This is a genomic window from Streptomyces sp. V4I8 (assembly GCF_041261225.1).
GTDB lineage: Bacteria > Actinomycetota > Actinomycetes > Streptomycetales > Streptomycetaceae > Streptomyces.
Map to the genome: position 1 here is coordinate 4,325,237 of NZ_JBGCCN010000001.1, position 24,767 is coordinate 4,350,003.

Genomic DNA, 24,767 nt, shown 5'->3' on the forward strand with positions numbered 1-24,767 from the left:
CGCGACGCTGTCCCGCCACGGTGTCACGTTTGGGCAAATTGTCAGAGCATCCGGGCGTCGCTGTCCAGGACGCCGACGGCATCGCGGCCGGTGTCAAGTCCCGAGTTCTCCTGTCACGAAAGGCCGTGGCATGACGGGCCCCGGGCAGCGGGCCCTAATGGACGTATCCGCTTTCCCTGCTTCCTACGGATGTGAACGGCCATGACTCGACTTTCCCGCTTCCAGCGCTTCGCCCTACTGACCGCTTCGACCACGGTGATCACCGGAGGTGCCCTCCTGCCGGGCACCGCGTTCGCCGCCCCGGCGCCGCACGCCCCGAGCGTCACCGCGGCTGATGCCCGATGGGTGGAGACCAAGGACGCACACAGCGGCATCACCGCCGAGCTTCCCGCGAAACCCAAGGTCGAGAATCTGCCTGACGGTCGTACGTACGTAGCGGAGACCGACTCCATGATCGCCCAGTTCTCGGTCGTCGAATCGTCCGGTGCTGGTCAGAACGATCTCGACTCCGCCCTCGAGGGCTACGTGTCCGGCTACAACGAGCCCGCGCAGTCCGCCGAGGAGAAGATCGAAAGTACCAACGTCAGTACGGGCACCACGGCTGACGGCCATCCCGCGCTCCATGCGGACATCGCTGCCCCTGATGGCACCGCCGGCCGTGTCGGCTTCATCGACACGGGCGATTACGTGGTCCAGATCGCGGCGGTCGGCGTCGGCACGGAGCCGGACACCGTGCAAGCGGACTACAAGCAGCTCCTCGACAGCGTCCAGCTGCCCGCCGGCGGCCAGCCCGGCCGGGCTCTCTGACCGCCCGAAGCCCTCGGGAGCGCACACATGCCGAAGGGACCGCCCGCACCACGGATGGCGGGCGGCCCCTTCGGGGTGGTGACGAGAGGTCCGAAAGTCAGGAGGCCTTGGCCTTCTCGCCCTTGTCGGCCTTGCTCGCGGCAGCGACCGGGGCCGGCTTGGCGGCCTCGTAGAACTCCTCGCGCGGGTGCTCCATCGCGCCGAGGGAGACGACCTCGCGCTTGAGGAACATGCCGAGGGTCCAGTCGGCGAAGACGCGGACCTTGCGGTTCCAGGTCGGCATCGCCAGGCCGTGGTAGCCGCGGTGCATGTACCAGGCGAGACGGCCCTTGAGCTTGATCTTCATCTTGCCCATGACGATCATCGCCACGCCCTTGTGGAGGCCGAGGCCGGCCACCGCGCCCTTGTTGGCGTGCGAGTAGTCCTTCTGCGGGAAGCCCCGCATACCGGAGATCACGTTGTCGCCGAGGACGCGGGCCTGACGCAGCGCGTGCTGGGCGTTCGGCGGGCACCAGGCGTTCTCGTTGCCCGCCTTGCGGCCGACGAGGTCCGGAACCTGGGCGTTGTCGCCCGCGGCCCAGATGTAGTCGGTGCCCTTGACCTGGAGCGTCGTCTCACAGTCGACGTGACCGCGGGGGCCGAGCGGCAGACCGAAGCGACCGAGGGCCGGGTTCGGCTTGACGCCGGCCGTCCACACGATGGTGTTGGAGTCGACCTCGAGCCCGTTCTTCAGCACGACGTGGCCGTCGACGCAGGAGTCCATCGAGGTGGAGAGGTAGACCTCGACCCCGCGGGCCTCCAGGTGCTCCTTGCCGTACTGGCCGAGTTTGGGGCCGACCTCGGGCAGGATCTTGTCGGCGGCGTCGACGAGGACGAACCGCATGTCCTCGCGGGAGACGCTGGTGTAGTACTTGGCCGCGTCGCGGGCCATGTCCTCGACCTCGCCGATGGTCTCCGCGCCCGCGAAGCCACCGCCGATGAAGACGAAGGTGAGCGCCTTGCGGCGGATCTCCTCGTCGGTCGTGGAGTCGGCCTTGTCGAGCTGCTCGAGGACGTGGTTGCGCAGGCCGATGGCCTCCTCGATGCCCTTCATGCCGATGCCCTGCTCGGCGAGGCCGGGGATCGGGAAGGTGCGGGAGACCGCGCCCATCGCGATGACCAGGTAGTCGAAGGGCAGCTCGTACGCCTCGCCGACCAGCGGGGCGATCGTGGCGACCTTGCGGTCCTGATCGATGGTGGTGACCCGGCCGGTGAGAACCTCCGCCTTGGGCAGCACGCGTCGCAGCGGGACGACGACGTGGCGCGGGGAGATGCTGCCGGCGGCGGTTTCGGGGAGGAAGGGCTGGTAGGTCATGTACGACCGGGGGTCGACGACCGTGACGGTCGCCTCGCCGTAGCGCATCTTCTTGAGGATGCGCCGAGCTGCGTACAGGCCTACGTACCCACCGCCTACTACGAGGATCCTGGGACGCTCCGTGGTGCTCATGCCATCGAGTATCCACCCGCCTCAGGGGGGTCGCTCGTGCGCCCCTTCACAAGCTCTTGCAGGGCCTGTGCTACACTCCCCGGCCCGCGTGACCCAGGTCATGGTCACGATCGGGAACCCGGAAGCGCTACGCCCCGTTGTCAATGCCGCGTGAGCTGCCTCTCTGGCTCTCCGGGCCCCCTGTGAGCGGGCCGAAACACCCTCCGGGGAAAGCCTCCTGAAGCATCCTTACACCGGCCGTCTGAACATGTTCAAGGCCCTGTTCACCCCTCGGAAGGGTCAACCGGCGGCCATCCGTGCTTCTCCAGGGCCCAATTCCTTGTGAAGAACTTCACGAAGTTTCTTCAGCGGGTGTCTGCGGGGGGTCTACGGCAGCCCCAAGAGGCCCCCTCAGGAGCGCTCATACGCTAGCCGACCTGCTCAGCCGATGACTACCGACCAGTAGTGAACGAGACCCGAACCACGCCGCCGACGCGACCCGGGTCACCATTCCCGCATGGCCGTCACTCGGTCGGCCACACTCGGCGCGAAAATGATCAGATGGGCACATAACGTGCAGCCATGATCACCTCACAGAAGGCCCTCCAGCGGGCCACCTCCCGAATAGTCACGGTCGGCGCTGCCCTCGGCATCGCCCTTGCAGCGGGGGCGGCCACGGCCGCGGCCGCCACGCCTGCCCACCCCGTCGCCACGAAGGCCACGGCCGTACAGGCGAGTACGGCCTACGGCGGCCATGGCGACGACGGAGGGTGCAGCGGCCTCATCGTCCTCCTCTGCAACTGACGGACAGGCCCGCACGGGCTGACACACACGACGGCCCCGGTACCTCCACGAGGTACCGGGGCCGTTCCGGTTCACGGCAGGTCAGTTGCCGGCCTTGCCCTCCTCGGCGTCTTCCGCCACCTTGAACGCGATGCCGTCGAGGATGTCGTGCTCACTGACGACGACCTCCTCGGCGCCGATCCGTTCCATGATGGCGAGCAGCACCAGCGCGCCCGCCCCGATGACGTCAACTCGCCCCGGGTGCATGGAGGGTACGGCCGCACGCTCGGCGTGGGTCGAGCGCAGCAGCCGGTCGGTGATCTCGCGGACCCGGTCGTGGCTGACCCTGGAGTGGTGGATACGGACCGAGTCGTACTCGGGCAGGTCCTGCGCGATCGCCGACACCGTCGTGACCGAACCGGCGAGCCCCACCAGCGTCCTCGCCTCACGCAACGGCACCGTCTCCTCGGCGAGATCGAGGGCGGCCTCGATGTCGGCCCGCATCGCCGCGATCTGCTCCTCGGAGGGCGGGTCGGAGACCACGCCGTCGCGGACCAGGTGACGCTCGGTCATCCGCACGCAGCCGACGTCCACGGAACGTGCCGCGCGGACGTGCTCCTCGCCGACGACGAACTCGGTGGACCCGCCGCCGATGTCCACGACGAGGTAGGGCCGGTGCAGGTCCTCGCGGCCCACCAGTTCCTTCGTCGCCCCGGTGAAGGAGAACTCGGCCTCCTGGTCCCCGGTGACGACCTCGGGCTCGACGCCCAGGATGTCCATGACCCCGCGGACGAACTCGTCCCGGTTCTCGGCGTCCCGGGAGGCGGAGGTGGCGACGAAGCGCAGCCGCTCGGCGCCGTGCTCCTTGATGACCGCCGCGTAGTCCCGGCAGGCGGCGAAGGTGCGCTCCAGCGCCTCGGGGGCGAGCCGGCCCGTACGGTCGACGCCCTGGCCCAGGCGCACGATCGTCATACGGCGGTCCAGGTCGACGAGTTCGCCCGTGGCCGGGTCCACGTCGGCGACGAGGAGCCGGATGGAGTTCGTACCGCAGTCGATGGCGGCGACGCGGGTCATGGGGTGCCCTTCCGATGCGCGGGACATTTCATTTCAGGTGTGGGACGGGGAGGGGCGGCGGAGGCGAGATCACTCGGCGGGAAGGACGCACGGCCCCTTGGCCCACCACTCGGGCAGCATCGCGACCGCCTCGTCCCCCAGCGGGTTCACCCCGGGCCCGGCGGCCAGCGAGTGGGCGACCAGGACGTGCAGGCACTTCACCCGGTCCGGCATGCCGCCCGCGCTCGGGAAACCCTTCAGCTCCTCGATCTCGTCGCGGCGCCGGATGTAGTCCTCGTGCGCGGCCCGGTAGGACGCGGCCAGCTCCGGGTCGCTCTCCAGCCGCGCGGTCATCTCCTTCATCACGCCGTTCGCCTCCAGCGTGCCGATCGCCGACGACGCCTTCGGGCACGTCAGGTAGTACAGCGTCGGGAAGGGCGTGCCGTCGGGCAGGCGCGGGGCCGTCTCGACGACGTCCGGCTGCCCGCACGGGCACCGGTGCGCGATCGCGCGCAACCCGCGCGGGGGCCGACCGAGCTGCTGCTTGAAGGCCTCGACGTCCGCGTCGGTGGGCTCGGTGCGCGGGGTGGGCGGCGGGGGCGTTTGCATGCCTGTCTTTCTATCGGTTCTCGCTGGGCTCAGTGGTCGGCGGCGTCCGCCTTGTCGACCCCGGCCCAGATGTTCGTGTACCAGGGGCGGTCGGCCGCGCGCTGGTCGGTCCGCGCCTGCTTGGCCGCGTCCGGGTCGACCACGATGAAACCGGTCTCCCCGGGCAGCACATAGTGCAGCCGCAGCCGGATCTGCTGCTCGGCGTACGCGTCGTCCTGCCAGCGTGCCTTGAGGTCGCGCAGCTGCTCGACGCGCTGCGCGGCCTCCTCCTTCTGCCGCTGCATGTCGGCGATCTCTGCGCGCTGGGAGACGTACTGCCTTATGGGGTAGGCCAGCGCCACGACCATGGAGCAGAGGACCAGCGCGAGCAGCGCGGCGCGTCCGGTGAGCCTGGAGCGCCGGGCCTGCCGCTTGGTCTGGGAGCGGTAGACGCGGGCCGCGGTCTGCTCGCCGAGCAACCGGATCCTGGTCGCGGTGGAGAACCGGTCCCGGTCCTTGACGGCCATGTCCCGCCTCCCGTTTCACACGCGTACGTCCCCGCACACGGTACGGGACCGAGTACGGGGACGTACGTACGACTGGCTAAGGCTCACCCCAGGTGGGGGTCAGCCGGTCAGCCTGGTCAGCCCTTGAAGCGCGGGAAGGCGCTGCGGCCGGCGTACACCGCGGCGTCGTCGAGGATCTCCTCGATGCGCAGCAGCTGGTTGTACTTGGCGACGCGGTCCGAGCGGGCCGGGGCGCCGGTCTTGATCTGACCGCAGTTCACCGCGACGGCGAGGTCGGCGATCGTGACGTCCTCGGTCTCGCCGGAGCGGTGGGACATCATGCACTTGAAGCCGTTGCGCTGGGCCATCTCGACGGCGTCCAGGGTCTCGGTCAGCGAACCGATCTGGTTGACCTTGACGAGCAGGGCGTTGGCGGCGCCCTCGTCGATGCCGCGGGCCAGGCGCTCGGGGTTGGTGACGAAGAGGTCGTCGCCGACGATCTGGACCTTGTCGCCCAGCTTCTCGGTGATGATCTTCCAGCCGTCCCAGTCGTCCTCGTACAGCGGGTCCTCGATGGAGACCAGCGGGTACGCGGAGACGAGCTCCTCGTAGTACTCGGTCATCTCGGCGGCCGAGCGGGACTTGCCCTCGAACTCGTACGAGCCGTCCTTGTAGAACTCGGACGCGGCGACGTCGAGAGCGAGCGCGATCTGCTCGCCGGGCACGTAACCGGCCTGCTTGATGGCCTCGACGATGAGGTCGAGGGCGGCGCGGTTGGACTCCAGGTTCGGGGCGAAGCCGCCCTCGTCGCCCAGGCCGGTGGACAGGCCCTTGGTCTTCAGCACCTTCTTGAGGGTGTGGTAGACCTCGGCGCCCCAGCGCAGGGCCTCGGAGAAGGACTCCGCGCCGATCGGGGCGATCATGAACTCCTGGATGTCCACGTTGGAGTCGGCGTGCGAGCCGCCGTTCAGGATGTTCATCATCGGCACCGGCAGCAGGTGCGCGTTCGGGCCGCCCAGGTAGCGGAAGAGCGGGAGGTCGCTGGCCTCGGAGGCGGCGTGGGCCACGGCGAGGGAGACGCCGAGGATGGCGTTGGCGCCGAGGGAGCCCTTGTTGTCGGTGGCGTCCAGGTCGAACATGGCCTGGTCGATCAGGCGCTGCTCGGTGGCGTCGTAGCCGACGAGCTCCGGGCCGATCTGCTCGATGACGGCGAGGACGGCCTTCTCGACACCCTTGCCGAGGTAGCGGTTCTGGTCGCCGTCGCGGAGCTCGATGGCCTCGAAGGCGCCGGTGGAGGCGCCGGACGGAACGGCGGCACGACCCGTGCTGCCGTCGTCGAGGCCGACCTCGACCTCGACGGTGGGGTTGCCTCGCGAGTCGAGGATTTCCCGGGCTACGACGACGTCGATGGACGGCACGAGCATCTCCTTCTTGGGATGTGACGCGGGTACGCAGTCCGCGGTGGGTACTGCGAGACGAGCCTAACCGGCTCCGGGCGTTCGGCCAGCGTTCGACCGCCCCGTGGACAGAACCGAGAGTAAATTGTTTCCGAACGGAACAAAGACTCCGGCGCAAAAAAAGCCCCGCCCCGGTGCGTACGGGGGATGACGCACCGAGGCGGGGAGCTCGTGGGGACGGGGGTGACCTCACGACGCCCTCACTATGAGGTCCACGGATGTGAGGGCGCTGTGGTTCAGCTGTCTCCCGGGTATTACTTCAGGTGCAGCTGCTGACCCGGGTAGATCAGGTCGGCGTCCTCGACGATGTCCTTGTTCAGCTGGAACAGCTTCTCCCAGCCGCCCTTGACCTTCTTCTCCGCGGCGATCGAGCTGAGGGTGTCGCCCTTGACGACCTTGTACTCGCCGTCGCCCTTCTTGACCTTCTTGCCGGTCGGGGTGGTGACGGTCTTGGTCGACTTCTTCTCGGCGGCCGGACGCTCGGCGGAGCGGGAGGCCGGCTGCTCCTCGGTGGTGCGCGGGGCGCTCTCGGTGCTCTGCGAGGAGCCGGAGCCGGAGTACGCGGCGCTCGACAGGCCGGTGCCGCAGTGCGGCCAGGCACCCTTGCCCTGGCCCGCGAGGACCTTCTCGGCGATCTCGATCTGCTGGCCCTTGGTGGCCTGGTCGGCGGTGGAGGCGTACGCCGTGCCGCCGTACGCGGCCCAGGTCGAGGCGGAGAACTGCAGACCGCCGTAGTAGCCGTTGCCGGTGTTGATCGACCAGTTGCCGCCGGACTCGCACTGGGCGACGGCGTCCCACTCGGAGGCGGTGGCGGCGGAGGCGCTGCCGGCCGCCATCAGCGGGGCGGCGACGGCGGCGGCGCCGGTGACGCCGACGACGGCTATGGCGCGAGCGGCCTTGGACGGACGACGGTGCTTGCCCTTGCTGGAAAACAGCATGGAGAGATCCCCTCACCGACGCCTGCGAGGTGAGCTGTCGGGTTCGGGCCGGTTGAGTTGCCCGGCCGCGCACGTTCGCCTTTCGGCTCCCGTTGCGCGACTTCACCCCAAGCCGATTCCGGCCGTGCGGCCCCGAAGGGCCTCAACTGCCGGACCCGGCGCTTACCTTGGGTCCCCCGCTCCTGCCTACGGCGCTTGACGCGACGACTGTTCCCGCACTGCCGCCGGCAGGATTCGGCGTGACGGCTGTCGGGGCTCGCACTGGTGGCGAGCGGTCATGACCGTAGACACGCGATTCCGGGAATTACAAAGACGATCAGGGCTTCTGAGATCTATCTCTCACTGCATTCAAAACGGACATTCAGGGGCGAACGGTGACGCGAACTCGCGCCGCCTTTCGCCCCGTTCGGCCCCTATTCGACGGGGACGTCCAGCGCCTGACCGGCGAAGATGTGGTTCGCGTCAGTACCGATGGCGCCCTTGTTCGCGTCGTACAGCGCACGCCACCCGCCTTCGAGGTCAAGGGAGTCGGCGATGGAGGCGAGGGTGTCGCCGGGGCGAACGTCGTAGGAGGCGTGCCGGCCGGAGGGCTTCGCCGACTTGGCGGCACCGTCGACGGCCTTGCTCTCATCGGCGCTCGGGCCTCGGTGCCGCCCGGAGCCGGACGCGTCGGCATCGATCGCTCCGGTGTCGACGAGGCTCCAGGAACCCACGTCTTGCACCACGTTGTCCTGATTGTCGACCTCGGCTGTCGCCCCCGGGAAGTTGTCGGGCGACTGCGAGTCCTTTGCGTCGGGGGACGTTTCGGACTTCGCGGAACCTTTGACCTCGGGAGACGAAGAGGATGAAGAGGGTGAAGAGGATGAATCTCGGGATGATTCGGACGAAGCGTCCGAGGATTCACTCGCCGCACCAGAAGGGTCATCAGTCCGGTTCGACGTCTCGGACGAGTCCGATGAATCCGATGAATTGGATGAGCCGGACGAATCGAGCAAGCCGGACGAGCCGGACACTTCGGAGGGCGAGTCCTCCGCCACCCCGGTGTCCAGGTCGACCGCCCCGGACTTCGGGGTGAGCCCGTTGAGCACGGCACAGGTGCCCCAGGGGCGGGTCCCCTGGTCCGCGAGGATGTCCTGGGCCACGGCGATCTGCTGGGATCGGCTCGCCAGGTCGGGGCGCGAGGCGTAGTCAAGGCCGCCGTACTTCTCCCAGTCCTCCTGGGTCAGTTGCAGCCCGCCGTACTGGCCGGTGCCGTCGTTGGCGCTCCAGGAGCCGCCGCTCTCGCACTCGGCCACCTTGTCCCACACGGTGCCGTCGGCGGCGCTCGCGCTCGCGGCGCCGAGCAGCGGGATGGCGATGGCGGACCCGGTCACTCCGGCCGCGACGAGGATGGCCGGGGCCTGGCGGGGGCGACGGTGACGACCGTTCCCGGAGAGCATGCGGGGACCTTTCGCGAGACAACGGTGACCGCGGCGCGCGAAACCTGGGCGCCGTGTTGATGCGTGAAGGTATAGGCAGACGATCACTTGTCACAAGTTAATGCCGCGCAGATCACGTGAAGATCACAGACTTGAGCGTATGTCACGTTCCCTGAGGGGGACGGACTCACCCAACTGGGGTGAACTCCACCGGAAGCGTGCGCAGCCCGCGCATGATGAGTCCGCCGCGCCATCTCAACTCGGCCGGATCCACGGCGAGTCGGAGGTCGGGGAGGCGGGTGAGGAGCGTGCCGAGGGCGGTCTGGCCCTCCAGGCGGGCGAGTGGGGCGCCGAGGCAGTAGTGGATGCCGTGGCCGTAGCCGAGGTGCTGGTTGTCGCGGCGGGAGAGGTCGAGGACGTCGGGGTCGGCGAACCGTTCCGGGTCCCGGTCGGCGGCGGCCAGGACGACGAGGACGGGATCGCCGGCTGCGATGTCCTGCCCGCCGAGGGTGAGCGGCTCGGTGGCGAAGCGCCACGTGGCGAGTTCGACGGGGCCGTCGTAGCGGAGGAGTTCCTCAACGCCGGTTTCGAGCAGGCCGGTCTCCTTGGCGGCCAAGTCCTTTTGCAGGCGGGCGCGTTGCTCGGGGTGGGTGAGCAGGGCGTAGGTGCCGTTGCCGATGAGGTTGACGGTCGTCTCGAAGCCGGCGAACAGCAGGATGAAGGCCATGGCCGCGGCCTCGTTCTCGGTGAGGTGCTCACCGTGGTCGGAGGCGCGGATGAGGCCGGAGATGAGGTCCTCGCCGGGGGTGGGGGTGTCGGGGAGCGCCTCGCGCTTGCGGTGGATGAGCTCGGCGAGATAGCCCCGCATCTTCTTCACGGACCGGGCGACTCCGCCCCTGGGGCCGCCCTGGTGCCGGATCATCATGCCCGCCCAGTCGCGGAAGTCGTCCTGGTCCTCGCGGGGAACGCCGAGCAGGTCGCAGATGGCGTAGATGGGGAGCGGGAAGGCAAACTCGTGGATGAGGTCGGCGCTCCCTTCGGCGGCGAACCGGTCGATGAGGCTGTCGGTGAGCTCCTGCACCCGGGGGGCGAACTCGGCGACCCTGCGGGGCGTGAAGGCCTTGGAGACGAGCCTGCGCAGCCTGGTGTGGTCCGGCGGGTCGATGTTGAGCAGGTGCGTCATGAGCTCGGCCTTGCGCTCACCCGGGATGCCGGTCTTGCCCTTGGCGTGCGCGGGCTCGTCGTGGTGGGCCGGGTTCTTGGAGAGCCGGTTGTCCGCGAGGGTCTGCTTGGCGTCGGCGTACCGGGTGACCAGCCAGGCCTCCACGCCGCTGGGGAGCCGGGTCCTGTGGACGGGCGCGTGGTCGCGGAGCCAGGCATAGGCGGGGTAGGGGTCGGTGGCGAACTCCCAGGTGAAGAGGTCGGGAGGTGCGGGGGTGTCGCCGGTGGGGGTGCCGGGGGTGGTACCGGCGGGCGTGGGGCCGACGGGGGTGGGGTCGACGGGGGTGGTACCGGCGGGCGTGGGGTCGGCGGGGGCGGGCTGGTCTGTCACTCCTCGACGGTATCCGGAGGCGTCAGGCCCTCAGCGGCCCGCACGGCATCCCGGTAGGCCCGAGCCGCGACCCTCAGGGCCGCCTCCGGATCCACCCCGGCCGCCTCCGCGCGGACCGACAGCGCGAGCAGCTCGTACCCGAGGCCCTCCCCCGTCGGCAGCGGCACCTCCAGTCCCGCCGTTCTGACCCGGGACGCCAGCTTGGCCGCGAGGGCGAGGCCCGGCTGGCCGAGGGGGATGCCCTCGGTCACCGACTCGCGCTGCTTCTCCACCGCCTTGGTGCGCAGCCAGTGCTCCTTGACCTCCTCGGGGGTGGTCGCCGTCTCGTCGCCGAAGACATGCGGGTGGCGGTGGATGAGCTTGGTGACGATGCCGCCGGCCACGTCGTCGATGGAGAAGGGGGCGTCCGCGTCCTCCTCCGCTATCCGGGCGTGGAAGACGACCTGCAACAGGACGTCGCCCAGTTCCTCGCGGAGTTCGTCGCGGTCGCCGTCCTCGATCGCCTCGACGAGTTCGTAGGCCTCCTCGATGCCGTACTTCGCCAGGCCCTTGTGAGTCTGCTGGGAGGACCACGGGCACTCGAGGCGGATGCGGTCCATGACCTGCACGAGGTCGAGGAGGCGGGCGCCGGGCAGGTCGTAGGAGGCGGGGAGCAGCTCCAGCTCCGGCATGCGCACACGGCCGGTGCCCGCGAGGCGGGCTAGGCCGTCGGTGAGGGCGGGCTCGCCCTCACCGGTGGCCACGACCACGGCCGTGCGGCCGCCGGCGCACGCGTCGACCAGCTGCTCGGCGGTCGGGGCGGCCTCGTCGACCGCTATCCCGGCCTCGCGCAGATACGGCAGCTGCGGATGCGCGCCGTCCGCGCACAGCACACGGTCGGCCGCGTGCAGTGCCTGCCAGGCGGGCCAGGACAGCAGGCCGGGCGCGACACGGTGGCTGGTGGTGAGCAGGACGATGCGGCCGGGGGCGGCTTCGGGACTGGTTGCGTTCACGATCCGAACGTAACCCACGTCGCCGACAGCCCCAGGAGTTATCCACAGGCCGGGCGGCTCCAGGCGGCTCCACCCTCGCCTGCCCCGCCTGTCCACAGGCCGGGCGGTTACGCCGTAGGGCTACGCCGTCTGCTGCGTCCCCGCCGCCGTCACCTCGCGCACCCACGGCGTCTTCGCGTCGGCACGGCCGCTCTTCTGGACGTCCCAGGTGCCGTAGCGGGGGTTGAGGTCGATGTCGAGCTTCTTGGACGCCGCGGACAGGGCGTTCCAGAAGGCGGGCTTGCCGCTGTCGGTGCCGAGCGAGGTGGCGAGTTTCTGGGCCTCCAGCTGGAGGCGGAGGTTCTCGTCGAGGCGCTGCGGCGGGATGCCGTACTGCTGGAGCCAGGCCGTCTCCAGCGCCTTCGCGCCGCCGACCTGCTCTTCCAGGCCGCCGCGCATCCGCTGGAGCTCCTTGCGGGTGACGGTCACGCCCGCGTCCTGGGCGGCGCGGTGCAGCACCTCGTCGAGGACCATGGTGTGCAGGACGTCACGCGCGAGGGTGCCGGACTTGGCGATGACCTGCGCGTACTGGGCGTCGTCCGATACGGCTGCGCGCTGGGCCGCGCGTACCTCGCTCACCCGGTTCTCCAGCTGCGCGACGGTGATCCGCTCGCCGCCCACGACGGCCGCCGCGCCGGGACGCGCATCGCTTCCGCAGGCGGTGAGCAGGGGCGCCGCGACGATCGCGGCGGAGAGGAGGAGCGCGGTGCGACGGCGGCGGTGCAAGGAGACCTCCCGAGGAAGAGCTTGTGCGGCGGTGCACAAAGTCTTGCGGTGATCGATGGTAGGCAGTGGGCAAGCTCTGGCCAACCCATTCGACCAACGATTCACCAGGACTTCGGGCACCGCCGCACCCGCCATGCGGGGGATCAGCCTGTGATGACCACTAAGGTCAGCCCGTGATGGCCACCGGCCCGTCCCACGCGTCACGGTCCACGGTGATCGTGTAGCCGCCCCGCGTCTCCTTGCTGTTGACCATGTACTGGTGGCCCCGGCTGTGGTTCGTGAACTGGGTCTTGCCGAACGGCCAGTCCGCGGTCGTGGTGTTCTGCTTGTCCCACAGCGCGTACCAGAGGTTGCCCGGCAGGTCCGTCTTGTCGGTGGCGGTCGCGATCGCCTTCGCGCTGGAGCTGGTGAAGCCGTAGTAGCCACTGCGGTACGTCTTGGCGCGCAGCGCCTTGTCGAAGGCACGCACATAGGTGAGGACGGCGTCGTTGCACGCCTTGTCGGTGATGTCGTACGGCTCCATGTCGAGGTAGACCGGGCTGCCGGCCTTCATGCCGAGCGCGGAGGCCTTGGCCACGGCGTCCGCCGCGTCCTTCGCGCCGAGGGAGGCGGCGGTGGAGGCGGTGAGGTTCTCGGGGTTGGAGCCGGTCTGGCAGGGCGGCTGGGCGCCGACGTAGAGCGGGATGAGCTTCCAGCCGACGGTGCTGACCGACTTCACCCAGGAGGCGGTGAGGTTGGGCTGGGCGCAGCCGCGGTTCCTGCCGCCGATGTAGACGGCGGCGCCTCCGTAGAAGCCGTTGCTGTGCCAGGCCTTCATCGCGGAGAGGGAGGGGGCGGCGCAGGTGTCGAAGGCGCGGCCGGTGTAGGTGCGCTGGGCGGGCCAGGTCGTCGCGGCCATGGAGGTCTGCGCGGTGAGACCGGCTCCGGCGACGACGGCGGCACCGGCGACGGCCCAGGCGAGGTATCTGCGGCGCTTCGACCGACGATGACTGGACATGTGTGGCCCCACCCCATGGTTCGCGGAAAGTTCGTATGGCTCCGCGTGACGTCGCGTGCCAGGAAAAGCGGCTCGCAACGTATCCGGCGTCCGTCCTGTGTTCGGGAAACACGAACCCGCGGGGATCACAAAGATCCCTCAACCCCCGGCAAAAACTAGCCGCGCACCTGCCCCAGCCACTGCAGCGTCCGCCGCACCTCTCCCGCGAGCGGGTGGCCGGGGCCGTGCAGGCGCTCCACGTCGAGCAGCAGACGGGCCAGGGTGTCGTGGGCGGCGGGGCGGTCGCCGAGGGCGAGCAGGAGGTGGCCGATACGGCGGCGGACGTCGTGGGCGAGCTGGGGGTCGCCGGAGACGTACTGGTTCTCGTAGTACGGCAGCAGCGCGCGGAACTCGGCGAGCGCGGCCGCCGGTTCGCCGAGCTGTTCCAGGCACTGGGCGGCGTCGTAGCGGAAGCGCAGGGACTGGGGGTCGGCCTGGCCGGCCTCGGCGGCGCGTTCGTCGGCGAGACGGCGCAGTTCGGGCAGCGCGCGACGGTACTGGCCGTCGTCCATGAGGGTGGCCGCGTACTGCTTGCGCAGGGTGCGGACCACCGGCGAGTGCTCGCCGTGCTGTTCGGCGGCGGCGGGCAGGATCGCGCCCAGGATGTCGACGGCCTGGGTGATCCGGCCCTCGCCCAGGAGGCGCTTGACCTCGTCGACGGCGCGCGCGACGTCCGGCTTCTCGGCGGCGGGTGGCACGGGTGTGGCCGGGGCGGGCTGGGGCGCGGGGGTACGGGCGCCGTCCGGCCAGGGCGCGTGCGGGCGCAGGAAGGGGCGCGTGGGGTCGAGGGGCGATCCCGTGGGCGTCCCGCGCGCGGGCAGGAGCAGCGCCAGATCCTCGTACACCTCCTGCGCGGAGGCGGGCCGGTGCTGCGGGTCCTTCGCCAGCAGGCGCAGGACCAGGGCTTCGAGCGCCTCGGGGACCTCGGGGCGCAGGCGGCGCACGGGCAGCGGCGGCTCGTACAGGTGCCGGTGCAGCACGCCGAGCGCCGTCGATCCCGAGAACGGCACGTCCCCGCTGAGGAGTTCGTGCAGCAGTACGCCGAGTGCGTACAGGTCGGTGTACGGGCCGACCGCGCCGCCCATCGCCTGCTCGGGGGCCATGTAGGCGGGCGAGCCGATGGGGGTGCCGGTGTGGGTGAGGCGGGTGGTGTCGGCGTCCATGACGGAGGCGACGCCGAGATCGAGGACGGTGACCGTGCCGTCCTGCTTCACCATCACGTTGCGCGGCTTGAGGTCGCGGTGGACGATCGGCACGGCGTGCACGGCGCTGAGCACGGCGCACAGTTGCGCGGCGACCGCGACCGCCCACTGCCAGGGGTACGGGTCGTGCTCGGCGAGATGGTCGGAGAGGTCGGCGCCATCGACGTACTGCATGACGAGGAACAGCTCCTCGCCCTCACTGCCCGCGTCGTGCACCGTGACGAGCCCGGGGTGGTCGACCTGCGCGGTCACCCGGCACTCGCGCACGAACCGGCGGCGCAGCTCGTCCGCCTCCTGCCCGGCCACCTTGTCGGGGCGCAGCAGCTTCACCGCCACGCGCCGGTCGAGCCGCTGGTCGTAGGCCGTCCAGACCTGTCCCATGCCGCCCTGTCCGATGAGCGTGGACAGTTCATAGCGGCCTGCGACGACACGTCCTGTCGTCACGGTCACCTTCCGCCCTCGTGATTGCCGTCCTGCCGGCCGTCGTGCTGGCGCAGATAGTCACTGAGCTCGTCGAGCTCGGCACGCACCTGGTCGATCCGCGCGGGCGCGGGGCGCTGCGGGGGCGGGGGTACGGGGGTATGAGGGGCGGAGGTATGAGGGGCGGCGTCGCAGGGTGTCGGCGACGGCGGTACCGGCGGCTGGGGTATCGGGGTGTGGGATGCCGGGGTGTGCGGTCCCGGGGTGGGGGGCATCGGGGTCTGGCCGAGGGGGGACGCCTGTGGCGAGGTCGTGGTGGTGTACGGCGACCGGGGCTGCGGATAGCCGTACGCCGGGGCCGGGACCGGGCCCGCGGGCTGCTGCCCGGTGTAGCCGGGGAAGCGGAGCTGGTGGAAGTGGCGTATGTCGGCGGAGAGGTAGTACGAGATCGCGGCCACGATGCCGCCCAGGACCAGGGCGAGGCCCGTCCAGCCGCCCGCGGTGTGGATCTCGTCGCCGGGCTCGGAACCCATCAGGATCAGGCCGCCGAACTCCACCACGATCGACGCCGCGAACAGGCCCCAGTCGAGCGCCTTGCGGGTCACGATGGCCAGGCGCAGCATCATCGTCCACATCAGCAGACCGAAGCTCAGCACGGAGATCACGACGAAGAACACGCGCAGGAAGACCAGCCACCCGGTGGGCGGCGGCTGCTTCACCGGCTGCGTGTAGCCGTGGCCTTGCATGGCTGCTCCCGATCGATGGCTGAAGTCGGATGGCTGAAGTACGGTCGTGCGATTGTCGCTTCGAGCGTATAGGTCGACACCGACATACGGTCACCGGTTGTACCGAACCGTTGTCGTGCTGATCACTTCGCAAGACGGCGCAGGTCAGCCGGAGGCTCGGCTTCCGGTCTGGTGCCGGTCCGGTTCCCGTCCGATTCCGGTCGGCTTCCGGCTCAGTCGGGTGCGACCGTCCCGTCCGTCAGGCCGTCGTACATGCCCCGCACGAGCTGCTCCCCCAGTCGGCCCGCCTGCCTGAGCACCCGCTCGAACTCGTCGAGGGCGCGGAAGCGGGCACCGTAGCGGCGCTGTTCGTCGAACGGGAGCCGGGGCAGTTGGAGCCGGCGCACGTCGAGGCGGGTGGCGGTGGAGGCGTAGCTGCTGGCCTGGCGGTTGTTGGCGGTGCCACGCAGGAAGCCGGCCAGGAACCACGGGTCGAGCGCCGTGGGGTCGGGGCGCAGAAGTACGAGGTTGCGCCCCAGGGCGGCGCCCGAGGTCGCGTCGTCGATCACGCGCGCGATGGAGCCGCCGCCGAGCACCGGCACGACGACATCGCCCGGCTCGGTCAGCACCGCCTCCTCGTCGCTCTCGGGCAACGTCCCGGAGGGAGCCGTTCCGGCGAGGACGTCGTTGTCGGTGAGAACCGGCACGCGCGCGTGGCCGCCGCTTCCGCCGGTCCGCATCACCAGGGCGCCCCCGCGCGCGAGTTCGCCGATGGTGGTGAGCGGCCAGCGCGGGGCGGGCCGGGCGGCGTCGGCGGGCGGCGGGGTCAGGTCGGCGGTCAGACGCAGTGTCTCCCCGAGCCGGTCGCGCACGGCCGTGAGCTGCTCCACGCCGTCGGCAGCGGTGGGGGGCGGGAGATGGCGGGCGGGGGCGAGGTCCACGTCGTCGTCGAGGAGTTCGATGACGGGCAACGAGCGGGCCAGACCCGGGCGTTCGTCGAGCGAACCAGTGCGGTCGTGGACGCGCCAGGCGTCGAGGACGGTATCCCGCACCGCCTGCCAGTCCGGCCCACCCCGCGCCTCGCCGGCGAACTGCCCCACGTCGGCCAGCAGCACCTCGGGCTGCCCCGGCGCCCTGTCGGGCCGGCGCAGCACCCACAGGTGGAGCGGGATGTTGTACGGCGGTGCCGCGCCGACCGGCAGGGCGATCACGGCGCGCAGGGCACCGCGCCGCAGCAGGTCGGCGCGGATACGGCGGCCGGAGCGGCGGGAGGCTGCGGCGGGCGGCATCAGCAGGACCGCGGTGCCACCGTCCTTGAGGCGGGCGAGCGCGTGCTGCACCCAGGCCAGCTCGGACTCGGTGCGGGCGGGGAAGCCGTACTCCCAGCGGGGGTCGTAGGCGAGTTCGTCGTGGCCCCAGTTGCGCTCGTTGAACGGCGGGTGGCACAGCACGGCGTCGGCATGCAGCTCGGGGTGGGCGTCGGCGCGCAGGGTGTCACCGACGGCGGCGCGAACGGCGGTCCGCGTCTGCAGGGCGAGCCGCAGCGCAGTGAGCGCGGCGAGTTCCGGTGCGCTGTCCTGGGCGTACAGCTCCTGGTCGGGGCGGGGGGAGACGGCGCGCAGCAGGGCCCCGGTGCCGCAGGCGGGATCGAGGACGGTACGGGCGGGCCCGGCCAGGTCGGCCATGAGACCGGCGAGTTCGGCGGGGGTCAGCGTGTACAGGCGCGGGTTGGCGTCGAGATGCCGACCGAGCAGGAACTCGAAGGTCTGGCGGGCCCCCAACTCTGCGGCCAGTTCGGCGGTGCCGCGCAGGAGGGGGGCGGAGGGGAGGAGTTCGGGGCCGGTGGGGAGACGGACGGCGGGGGTGGTGGGGGTGAGGGGGGTGGCTGACGCCCCCGATGTGGAGGGCGTGGCGTGAACTGTCGTGGACGCGGCGTGAACTGTCCGCGGAGTGTTCACAGGGTGCGGCGTGTTCACGCCGGGGGCGTTGTGAACAGCCGACGGCGCGGATTCGGTCGACGGGGCGTTCACGGCACCCGATTCGCCCGAGCCTGCTTCGAGGTGAACGGGCGAGGCAGTGTTCACAGACGCCGCCGCGTTCACAGCCGAAACCACCCCCGCAGCGCTCCCGCTGTGAACACCGCTGCCGCTCCGCCCACCCCGGCCCCCACGCCTGGTCACCGCGCCGAACCTCGGCACGAGCACCTCCTCCAGCGCCCCGGGCAGCATCGCCGCGAGCCGCTCGTCGGAACCGCCGCCGACCTCCAGCCAGACGGTGGGCCGGTCATGGATGAGCAGGAGGACGCAGCCGGCGTGGAGCAGCGCCGTGACCGGGCCCTCGGGGTGGCCGACGAGCTGCTGCCAGACGCGTTCACGCAGCGGGACCTCGGCGAGTTTGCCCTGTTTGCGCAGCCAGGCCTCGACCTCGGTGAGGGCGAAGGAGGGGCTGGTCTCGGTACCTCCGACCGGCTTGGGGAAGTCGGCGTGACGGCGGCGCCAGTTGCTCACGGCGGCACGGCCGACACCGGCGAGCCGGGCGATTCCGGCGGCGGTCACCTCTGTCGCGTTGTCCTGCACCCGCCCGCTCCCCTCATCATCCGCAGCGTCCCCGCGTCTGCGTGTGGCGCCGAGCATACCGACGTACGCAAGATCTACCCATTCACGGCCGTGTACACGAGATACTGCGTGAACCGTGTTGACTCGGTTCACACGCTCTGCTCTTATTGACGCAGCGAACGAGCGACTGCCGAACGGCGGCAGTCGCCGCGCGTAGGGAGGGGACAAGCCATGGGCATGAAGGGCAAGGTCGCGCTGGGCGCCGTCGTGGGGATCGTCGTCATCGGTGCCGTGTCGGCGAACGCCGGCGACGGCAACAGCGGCTCCGGCAGCGGCGACAAGGGCACTTCAGCGTCCGGAGAGCGCACGACCGGCGGTGAGAAGGAGAAGGCGGCGGAGGCCGCCGAGAAGAAGGCCGCGTTCGCGGGGGACGGCGACTTCCAGGTCGGTACGGACGTCAAGCCCGGCACTTACCGCACCACCGGCAACACCGACGGCATGTGCTACTGGGAGCGCGCCAAGGACTCCTCGGGCGAGATGGACTCGCTGCTCGCCAACGACAATGTGACCGGCACCAGTTACGTCACGATCAAGGCCACCGACAAGCTCTTCTCGTCGAGCGGCTGCAAGGACTGGGAGGCCGTCGACGAGAAGGCGAAGGGCTCCCCCGGCTCGACGATGTCCGGTGACGGCGGCATGTTCAGAGTCGGCGTCGACATCGCCCCCGGCACCTACAAGTCCACCGGCAACACCGACGACTCCTGCTACTGGGAGCGCACCAAGGACGCCGAGCACGGCCTCGAGTCGATCACCGCGAACAACAACGTGACCGGTTCGGCCGTCGTCACGATCAGCGCCTCTGACGTGTACTTCAAGACCACCGGCTGCCAGGACTGGAAGAAGTCCGGCTGACCGGGCCGTCGTAGGCCACCGCGCCGGGCGGGCTCACAGCGGGTGTCGCATCCACACGTTGGGCTCGACATACACCGCGTAGTCCCGCTCCGGCTCGCAGCGCACCGGGACCAGCGCGCCGGGCACCTCGACGTCACCGGCCGTGTCGAAGGGCAGGCCGGTCCAGCGGCGCCACTGCTCCAGCGAGCCGGCGACGGTCATGGAGGCCGGGGCGATGGAGTCGATGGTGGCGCCTGCGCGGGCGTGGACCCGCAGCCACGGGTCGTGGGGCAGGCCGTCGGGGCGTACGCGACGGGCGTACTCCTCGATGGGGGTGCGCGGTTCGAGGTGCTTGGCGCTGGGGCGGACGGGGGCGACGACCTCGCGGAAGCCGTGGGCTCGGGCGTTGTCGCGCATGGCGGAGAGCATCCGGGCGGAGAGGCCGGCGCCCTGGGCGTGCGGCGCGACGACGACGGAGATGGCGCTGACCGTGTCGGGGCGGGTGCCGTTGCGCAGGTCGGCGAAGGCCCACACCAGCAGTTCGTCCCAGCCTCGGGCGGGCAGTCGGCCCCGGCCCTCGGCGTCGAGGGCGAACGGAACGCTGTAGGCGTGGGCGACGACCTCGCCCCGCTCGTCCTCGGCGAAGAGCGCGTACTCCGGGAGTTCGCGGGGGATCCGGCCGTAGTGGGCGTTGCCCACGGGGTCCTGGGTCGTGAACTCCGACCAGGTGTCCGGCATTTCCGCGACCCGGCCGAGCATCTCGGGGCGGTCGGCGAGGCTCGAAACCTTCAGCTCCATGCAGGCCACCGTAGGCAGGGGGCGGCGGCACCGGGAAGCGGTTTTCGGCGTCGCACCGCTCGGCACTCGGCCGCGGGCCGCGTCACCCTCCGCACTGGCGCAGCATCATCTCCTTGTCGGCGGTCGTGACCGGCAGTTCGTACTTCAGCGAGACCTGGGCGAAGCGCACCGCGTACGAGCAGCGGATCTGCTTGCTCGGGGGCAACCAGGAGGCGGGGCCGGAGTCGCCCTTGGAACTGTTGGTCGGCCCGTCGACGGGTATGAGGTTCAGGGGGTCGTTGGCGATGTCCTGGCGTTTGCCCTTCGGCCAACGGGAGGCGCCCATCTGCCAGTCGTACGACAGCGGCATGACGTGGTCGATCTGCACGGTCGTGGCGCGGGACTTGGCCCAGTCGATCGTCCGGCCCGTGTACGGGTCGTGCAGGGTCATCGAGGCCACGACGCAGTCGGATCCGGAGCGGAAACGGACGTCCTCGCCGTCGCGCTGGAGGAGGTCGTTGCGGGTGTCGCAGCCGTTGCGGGCGAACGGGATACCGCCCGGGGCCGAGTCCATCCAGGCGTAGCCGAACTTGTCCCGCTCGTAGCCCGTCTTCGGGCCGCGGCCCTTGGTCGCCACCTTCTCGATGAGGGCCCGTGCCTCGGTCCGGTCGGCGTCCGAGGTGAGGGGTGCGAGACCCGGTTTCGTTCCGTCGGGGTTGTCCAGCGGGCTCACTGCGCGGCCGGTGCCCCCGGCCGGCGCGGAGCCGGAGGGCCCGGTCCCGGCCTCGGGCAGATCGACTCCCTCGCAGCCCGCCAGAACCAGCACCATGCCGAGCATCGCCGCGGCGCTCGCCGCCCCGCCCCTTCGACGCGTCACGATGCGTCCCTCCCCTTGCCGACCGCTTCCGCCCCGCACAGGCGGCTTTCCCAGGTACGCCGTCGTGCACACGGTAGCGACCCCGCGCACGGCGGCATTCAGGAGGTCCAGACACCCGTTCCAATCGGGCATACCTCACAACCCGGGCGTATCGTCGGTGGTGAGTCACCTCCGGAAGGAGCTCTGGATGGGCATCTTCGACAGGTTCAAGAACCGTCACGCGCAGGACAAGACCAGGGACATGTCCGACACCGCGGAACGGCAGGTCAACGAGAAGACGGGCAGCAAGTACGAGAGCCAGGTCGACGACGCGCAGCAGCGAATGGAGCGCGGACTCGGCATGGACCGCGACAGGCCGCCCGAGCAGCAATAGAGGCCTGAGACCCACGGAGGACCACACGACCGTCGGGCAGGGCGCCGATACCGGGGCACCCCACAGCGCACCCGTCGGCGCCCACGTCACGGCCAGGCTTCACGGCCAGGCTTTCACCGGACCACCTTGAGAACAGGGGCCGTCCGCGGAGACCCACCTCCTGCGGGCGGCTTCACGGTTACCGGGACCGCGCGTGTGAGGATCGAGCCCCGTGTCCACGAGAGGGGACTGACGAAGTGCCTGACAGGCAAGCGAACGCCTGTGCCGGCACGAAACTCTCTTTCAGAGCGCGCCCGTGTGCGATGAGTTCCGGCCGGGCCCGGAGTCTGCTCTGGTGACCGCCGCAGAGCGTCGTGCGACGCTGCCCGGCACGAGACACCACGGAGGACCCCATGACTACGCCACCGGACGAGCCGCCCGCCACGCTGCCCGGCCGCCCGCCCGTGGTCGATCTGGCCACCTGGCAGACCGCCCGTGACGAGCTGCTGGTTCGCGAGAAGGCCCACACCCGTGAGGGCGACGCGATCGCCGCGGCCCGTCGTCGGCTGCCGATGGTGGAGTTCGACGGGGCGGTCGAGGTTGTCGGGCCCGAGGGCCCGGTCCCGTTTCTGGACCTGTTCCAGGGCCGCGACGAGCTCATGGTCTACAAGCACATGTGGTACGACGGCGCGCCGCACCAGGGGCAGTGCGAGGGCTGCACGACCACGGCCTGGCATGTGAAGGACGCCGTCTACCTCAACGCCCGGGGTGTGTCGTTCGCCGTTCTGACCACGGGCCGTTGGGACGAGGTGGCCTCCTACATCGAGTTCATGGGCTACACGCAGCCCTGGTACTCGGTGCGCGACGTGGACGAGCCGGTCGGTGGCGACATGGGTTACCTCACCTGCTTCCTGCGCGACGGGGACCGTGTGTTCCTGACCTACTCCACGACGGGGCGTGGCAACGAGCGGGTCAACGGGTCCCTCGGTCTGCTCGACATGACGCCCTACGGGCGCGGCGAGGCGTGGGAGGACAACCCCGAGGGCCGGCTCGTGATCGGCGATGTCCGCGAGGGACACCCCTCCGTGGGCGGCCAGGCCTGCTGGTACTGGCGATCGGACGCGGACGGGAACGCCACCTGGGGCCCGACCAGCCGTCCCGTGCCGCAGTGGACCCGCCCCGGCGCGACCCCTGTGGAGACCCTGGGCCGGCAGGGCCACCACCACTGACGCCCGGCCCGATCCGGACCGCCGCCACCTGGCCGCGCGGCAACCGCCTTCACCTCCCGGCCCGGTTCGCGGACGCTGCCTCAGACCTTCCCGATGCCCAGCGTCGTCTCCGACGGCAGCAGGCCGGAGGACAGGACCGCCACCCAGAACTCCCCCAGCAGTTCCACGAGGCGGTCGACCTCGTCCGCGGTGAGCGACTGCCAGGGCGCGGCGGCGAGTCGGTCGGTGTGTGTCTCGACGGTACGGCGGAGTTCGCGGCCCGCCACCGTGGCCATACCGTCGCCGTCGACCAGGCCCCGGGCGGTGAGGCGTTCCCGGGCGGACGCCCATTGCGCCGGGGTCCAGCCGCGGCTCTCGAAACGTTCGACCGACGCGGCGCCTATCGCGGCGAAGGACACCAAGGACTCGACGGGGTCGAGGCCGGCCACCATCAGGGCCGCTATATGGCCGTCTCCTCGGTGTTCGCGCAGGAGTGTCGCCGCGTGCCAGAGCTGGAGGTGCGGGGCCTCCGGCCAGTCCAGGACGGCGGTGGCCACGGCGAGCGGGCGGCCCGCGGTGTCCGCCGCCTCGGCGGCGCGGCGGGCGAGAGCTGCGGCTTCGGCCAGCTCAGGGCTGTCCGTCCGGTCGCCGAATATCGTGCGGTAGGCCCGGTCGATCCCCCGCATCCGCGCCTGAAGCAGGGCGTCGGGGCTCGCCGTCTTCCACGCTGGGTCGATGTGTTCGGCGACCATGCGGGGGCTGAAGCTGTAGAAGGCGGACGTCACCCGTTCCGCCCCGACCGCTCCCAACGGCGCTGCCCGGTAAGGGAAGTAGCTGGGCCAGCGCTCCTCGGTGCCGTAACCGAGCGCGGCGGCCTCCTCGAAGACTTCCGGTGCGTAGTACAGCACCGCGTGCAGCGGCTCCAGCAGGTGCCAGAGCTGACGTACGCGGTCCAGTCCCGGATGCTCCTCGTGATTCGTCATGACGCAATCCCCCAGTTCGACGTCTCGGATCCCCGCCCCCACACGCAACTTGACACTGACTAGATTGCCCGACTCACCAGAACTTGTCAATGCCTAGATTCCAGTACGCTGGTGCCATGCCCTCCGCGCCACAGCCGCCCGAGTCCCCACAGCCGCCCGAGTCCCCACAGCTGCCCGAGCCCTCGCAGCCGTCCCCCGGCACCCCCCGCACCCCCCGCGACGGTCGTGGCCCCCGCCGCCCCTACCACCACGGCGACCTGCGCCGAGCCATCCTCACCGCCGCGCTGGACGCGATCGCCGCCGACGGGCCGTCCGCGCTGAGCCTGCGTGATCTCGCGCGCCGTGCCGGCGTCTCGCACGCGGCGCCGGCCCATCACTTCAAGGACCGCACCGGGCTGCTGACGGCGATCGCCGCCGAGGGGTTCGGGCTGCTCGCGGGCACACTCCACGAGGCCGCGGACCTGAAGGACGCGGGCGTGCGCTACGTCCGCTTCGCACGCGAACACCCCGCGCACTTCCAGGTGATGTTCACGCCCGAGCTGCTGCGCGCCGAGGACCTGGAACTGACCACGGCCCGCACCCTGGCCGGCGACGCGCTGCGCGGTGCCGTCTCCGCGGTCCGGCAGCCCGAGGCCCTCGGCATCGACGCCCGCCTGGCCGGCGTCGCCGCCTGGTCCCTGGCACACGGCTTCGCCACGCTGCTCCTCGGCCACAACCTGGACGGGCCGGTCGGCGACAAGGACCCCGAGGAGGTGTTCCGGACGCTGGCGGCGACGCTGTTCCGGACCGAGTCCTGAGACCTCGCCGAGGTTCGCCGAGGTTCGCCGACATTCGCCGACATTCGCCGACAACCCTTGACCTCAAGCCCTCTTGACCTCAAGTCCTCTTGAGGTACCAGAGTGATCCGCATGACCACCGAAACCGCACACGCCAAGGCCGTCGGCACCACAGGCGTCAAGCCCGGCGACGACGCTGACCTCAAGGCCATCGCACAGGTCGTGGCCACCGTCGAACGCACCCAGCGCGCCAAGGACCCCGAGGGCTTCCTCGCCCTCTTCCACCCCGACGCCCTCTGGACGACCGCCCACGGCAAGGTCCTTATCGGCTTCGACGCCATCGCCGAGTTCACCCGTGCCGTCCTGCCCACCGCCACCTTCGACGGCGAGGTCACCTACGAGGTGACGCACACGCAGTTCCTGCGGCCTGACGTGGCGGCCGTCAAGGTCCGGCAGGTCTACCACTCGCCGAGCGGCAAGACCGAGGGCGCACCGCTCTACGTCATGACCAGGCAGGACGACGGCAGTTGGCTGCTGCACGCCTGCCAGAACACCGCGGTCCAGGCCGGCTAGCGGAGGTGCCTGGCGCCTGAGCCGTCCGGTGCGGCTCAGGCGCCGGCGACCCCCACAAGCCCCGCCAA

Annotated in this window: 24 protein-coding genes and 1 riboswitch; of the genes, 7 read left to right on the top strand and 17 right to left on the bottom strand. The window is 70.6% G+C overall.

Features of this window, described 5'->3' with window-relative positions:
• The first annotated feature begins 201 nt into the window (after positions 1 to 201).
• A complete protein-coding gene (locus ABIE67_RS19580; RefSeq protein ID WP_370259118.1) occupies positions 202 to 807 on the top strand; it encodes a hypothetical protein in 606 nt (201 codons plus the stop codon).
• Between the two features lie 97 nt (positions 808 to 904).
• On the opposite strand, the gene ABIE67_RS19585 is transcribed toward ABIE67_RS19580, so the two are convergent.
• A complete protein-coding gene (locus ABIE67_RS19585; protein ID WP_370259119.1) occupies positions 905 to 2,293 on the bottom strand; it encodes an NAD(P)/FAD-dependent oxidoreductase in 1,389 nt (462 codons plus the stop codon).
• A gap of 561 nt (positions 2,294 to 2,854) precedes the next feature.
• Here ABIE67_RS19585 and ABIE67_RS19590 point away from each other — a divergent pair.
• Entirely contained in the window at positions 2,855 to 3,076 is a 222-nt protein-coding gene (locus ABIE67_RS19590; RefSeq protein ID WP_370259120.1) for a hypothetical protein, read from the top strand.
• Between the two features lie 81 nt (positions 3,077 to 3,157).
• Here the strand turns inward: ABIE67_RS19590 and ABIE67_RS19595 are convergent, their stop codons facing one another.
• The 13 genes from ABIE67_RS19595 to ABIE67_RS19655 form a co-directional block, all read right to left on the bottom strand.
• Positions 3,158 to 4,129, bottom strand: coding sequence for an exopolyphosphatase (locus ABIE67_RS19595; protein ID WP_370259121.1), 972 nt, complete (start codon positions 4,127 to 4,129; stop codon positions 3,158 to 3,160).
• 69 nt (positions 4,130 to 4,198) lie between these two features.
• Positions 4,199 to 4,717, bottom strand: coding sequence for a DUF501 domain-containing protein (locus ABIE67_RS19600; RefSeq protein ID WP_370259122.1), 519 nt, complete (start codon positions 4,715 to 4,717; stop codon positions 4,199 to 4,201).
• Between the two features lie 29 nt (positions 4,718 to 4,746).
• Entirely contained in the window at positions 4,747 to 5,223 is a 477-nt protein-coding gene (locus ABIE67_RS19605; RefSeq protein ID WP_370259123.1) for a septum formation initiator family protein, read from the bottom strand.
• 116 nt (positions 5,224 to 5,339) lie between these two features.
• Positions 5,340 to 6,626, bottom strand: a complete 1,287-nt coding sequence (eno, locus tag ABIE67_RS19610; protein WP_370259124.1) for a phosphopyruvate hydratase — start codon at positions 6,624 to 6,626, stop codon at positions 5,340 to 5,342.
• Between the two features lie 287 nt (positions 6,627 to 6,913).
• A complete protein-coding gene (locus ABIE67_RS19615) occupies positions 6,914 to 7,597 on the bottom strand; it encodes a transglycosylase family protein (RefSeq protein ID WP_370259125.1) in 684 nt (227 codons plus the stop codon).
• A gap of 4 nt (positions 7,598 to 7,601) precedes the next feature.
• Positions 7,602 to 7,801, bottom strand: a riboswitch (cyclic di-AMP (ydaO/yuaA leader).
• A gap of 209 nt (positions 7,802 to 8,010) precedes the next feature.
• Positions 8,011 to 9,036, bottom strand: coding sequence for a transglycosylase family protein (locus ABIE67_RS19620; RefSeq protein WP_370259126.1), 1,026 nt, complete (start codon positions 9,034 to 9,036; stop codon positions 8,011 to 8,013).
• A gap of 166 nt (positions 9,037 to 9,202) precedes the next feature.
• Positions 9,203 to 10,567 carry a cytochrome P450 gene (locus ABIE67_RS19625; protein WP_370259127.1) on the bottom strand — a complete coding sequence of 455 codons (1,365 nt, stop codon included), beginning with the start codon at positions 10,565 to 10,567 and terminating at the stop codon, positions 9,203 to 9,205.
• A complete protein-coding gene (locus tag ABIE67_RS19630; protein WP_370259128.1) occupies positions 10,564 to 11,559 on the bottom strand; it encodes a nucleoside triphosphate pyrophosphohydrolase in 996 nt (331 codons plus the stop codon). The genes ABIE67_RS19625 and ABIE67_RS19630 overlap by 4 nt, the downstream gene beginning before the upstream one ends.
• Positions 11,560 to 11,679: 120 nt before the next feature.
• Complete coding sequence (locus tag ABIE67_RS19635) at positions 11,680 to 12,324, bottom strand: SurA N-terminal domain-containing protein (RefSeq protein WP_370259129.1); 645 nt, start codon at positions 12,322 to 12,324, stop codon at positions 11,680 to 11,682.
• A 166-nt stretch (positions 12,325 to 12,490) separates the two neighbouring features.
• Complete coding sequence (locus ABIE67_RS19640; protein WP_370259130.1) at positions 12,491 to 13,321, bottom strand: glycoside hydrolase domain-containing protein; 831 nt, start codon at positions 13,319 to 13,321, stop codon at positions 12,491 to 12,493.
• Positions 13,322 to 13,476: 155 nt separating this feature from the next.
• The gene (locus tag ABIE67_RS19645) at positions 13,477 to 14,970 is read right to left on the bottom strand and encodes a protein kinase (RefSeq protein ID WP_370268750.1); all 1,494 of its coding nucleotides are present in this window, start codon (positions 14,968 to 14,970) and stop codon (positions 13,477 to 13,479) included.
• A 38-nt stretch (positions 14,971 to 15,008) separates the two neighbouring features.
• Positions 15,009 to 15,728: a hypothetical protein gene (locus ABIE67_RS19650; RefSeq protein WP_370259131.1), complete on the bottom strand. Its 720-nt coding sequence runs from the start codon at positions 15,726 to 15,728 to the stop codon at positions 15,009 to 15,011.
• 212 nt (positions 15,729 to 15,940) lie between these two features.
• Positions 15,941 to 18,283 carry an N-6 DNA methylase gene (locus ABIE67_RS19655; protein ID WP_370259132.1) on the bottom strand — a complete coding sequence of 781 codons (2,343 nt, stop codon included), beginning with the start codon at positions 18,281 to 18,283 and terminating at the stop codon, positions 15,941 to 15,943.
• A 210-nt stretch (positions 18,284 to 18,493) separates the two neighbouring features.
• Between ABIE67_RS19655 and ABIE67_RS19660 the strand changes: the two genes are divergently transcribed.
• Complete coding sequence (locus tag ABIE67_RS19660; protein WP_370259133.1) at positions 18,494 to 19,174, top strand: hypothetical protein; 681 nt, start codon at positions 18,494 to 18,496, stop codon at positions 19,172 to 19,174.
• A 33-nt stretch (positions 19,175 to 19,207) separates the two neighbouring features.
• On the opposite strand, the gene ABIE67_RS19665 is transcribed toward ABIE67_RS19660, so the two are convergent.
• Positions 19,208 to 19,951 carry an N-acetyltransferase gene (locus ABIE67_RS19665; protein WP_370259134.1) on the bottom strand — a complete coding sequence of 248 codons (744 nt, stop codon included), beginning with the start codon at positions 19,949 to 19,951 and terminating at the stop codon, positions 19,208 to 19,210.
• A gap of 82 nt (positions 19,952 to 20,033) precedes the next feature.
• The gene (locus ABIE67_RS19670) at positions 20,034 to 20,807 is read right to left on the bottom strand and encodes an HNH endonuclease family protein (RefSeq protein ID WP_370259135.1); all 774 of its coding nucleotides are present in this window, start codon (positions 20,805 to 20,807) and stop codon (positions 20,034 to 20,036) included.
• A 187-nt stretch (positions 20,808 to 20,994) separates the two neighbouring features.
• Between ABIE67_RS19670 and ABIE67_RS19675 the strand changes: the two genes are divergently transcribed.
• Both ABIE67_RS19675 and ABIE67_RS19680 read left to right on the top strand, forming a co-directional pair.
• A complete protein-coding gene (locus tag ABIE67_RS19675; protein ID WP_370259136.1) occupies positions 20,995 to 21,180 on the top strand; it encodes an antitoxin in 186 nt (61 codons plus the stop codon).
• Positions 21,181 to 21,572: 392 nt separating this feature from the next.
• On the top strand, positions 21,573 to 22,388 hold the full coding sequence (locus ABIE67_RS19680) for a DUF899 domain-containing protein (RefSeq protein WP_370259137.1): 816 nt from the start codon (positions 21,573 to 21,575) through the stop codon (positions 22,386 to 22,388).
• Between the two features lie 80 nt (positions 22,389 to 22,468).
• Here the strand turns inward: ABIE67_RS19680 and ABIE67_RS19685 are convergent, their stop codons facing one another.
• Positions 22,469 to 23,350 (bottom strand): hypothetical protein, encoded by an 882-nt coding sequence (locus ABIE67_RS19685; protein ID WP_370259138.1) that lies wholly within the window; start codon positions 23,348 to 23,350, stop codon positions 22,469 to 22,471.
• Positions 23,351 to 23,466: 116 nt separating this feature from the next.
• Here ABIE67_RS19685 and ABIE67_RS19690 point away from each other — a divergent pair, with 116 nt between their 5' ends.
• Entirely contained in the window at positions 23,467 to 24,147 is a 681-nt protein-coding gene (locus ABIE67_RS19690; protein ID WP_370259139.1) for a TetR/AcrR family transcriptional regulator, read from the top strand.
• Positions 24,148 to 24,249: 102 nt separating this feature from the next.
• The gene (locus ABIE67_RS19695; protein WP_370259140.1) at positions 24,250 to 24,699 is read left to right on the top strand and encodes an SgcJ/EcaC family oxidoreductase; all 450 of its coding nucleotides are present in this window, start codon (positions 24,250 to 24,252) and stop codon (positions 24,697 to 24,699) included.
• The last annotated feature ends 68 nt before the right edge of the window (positions 24,700 to 24,767 follow it).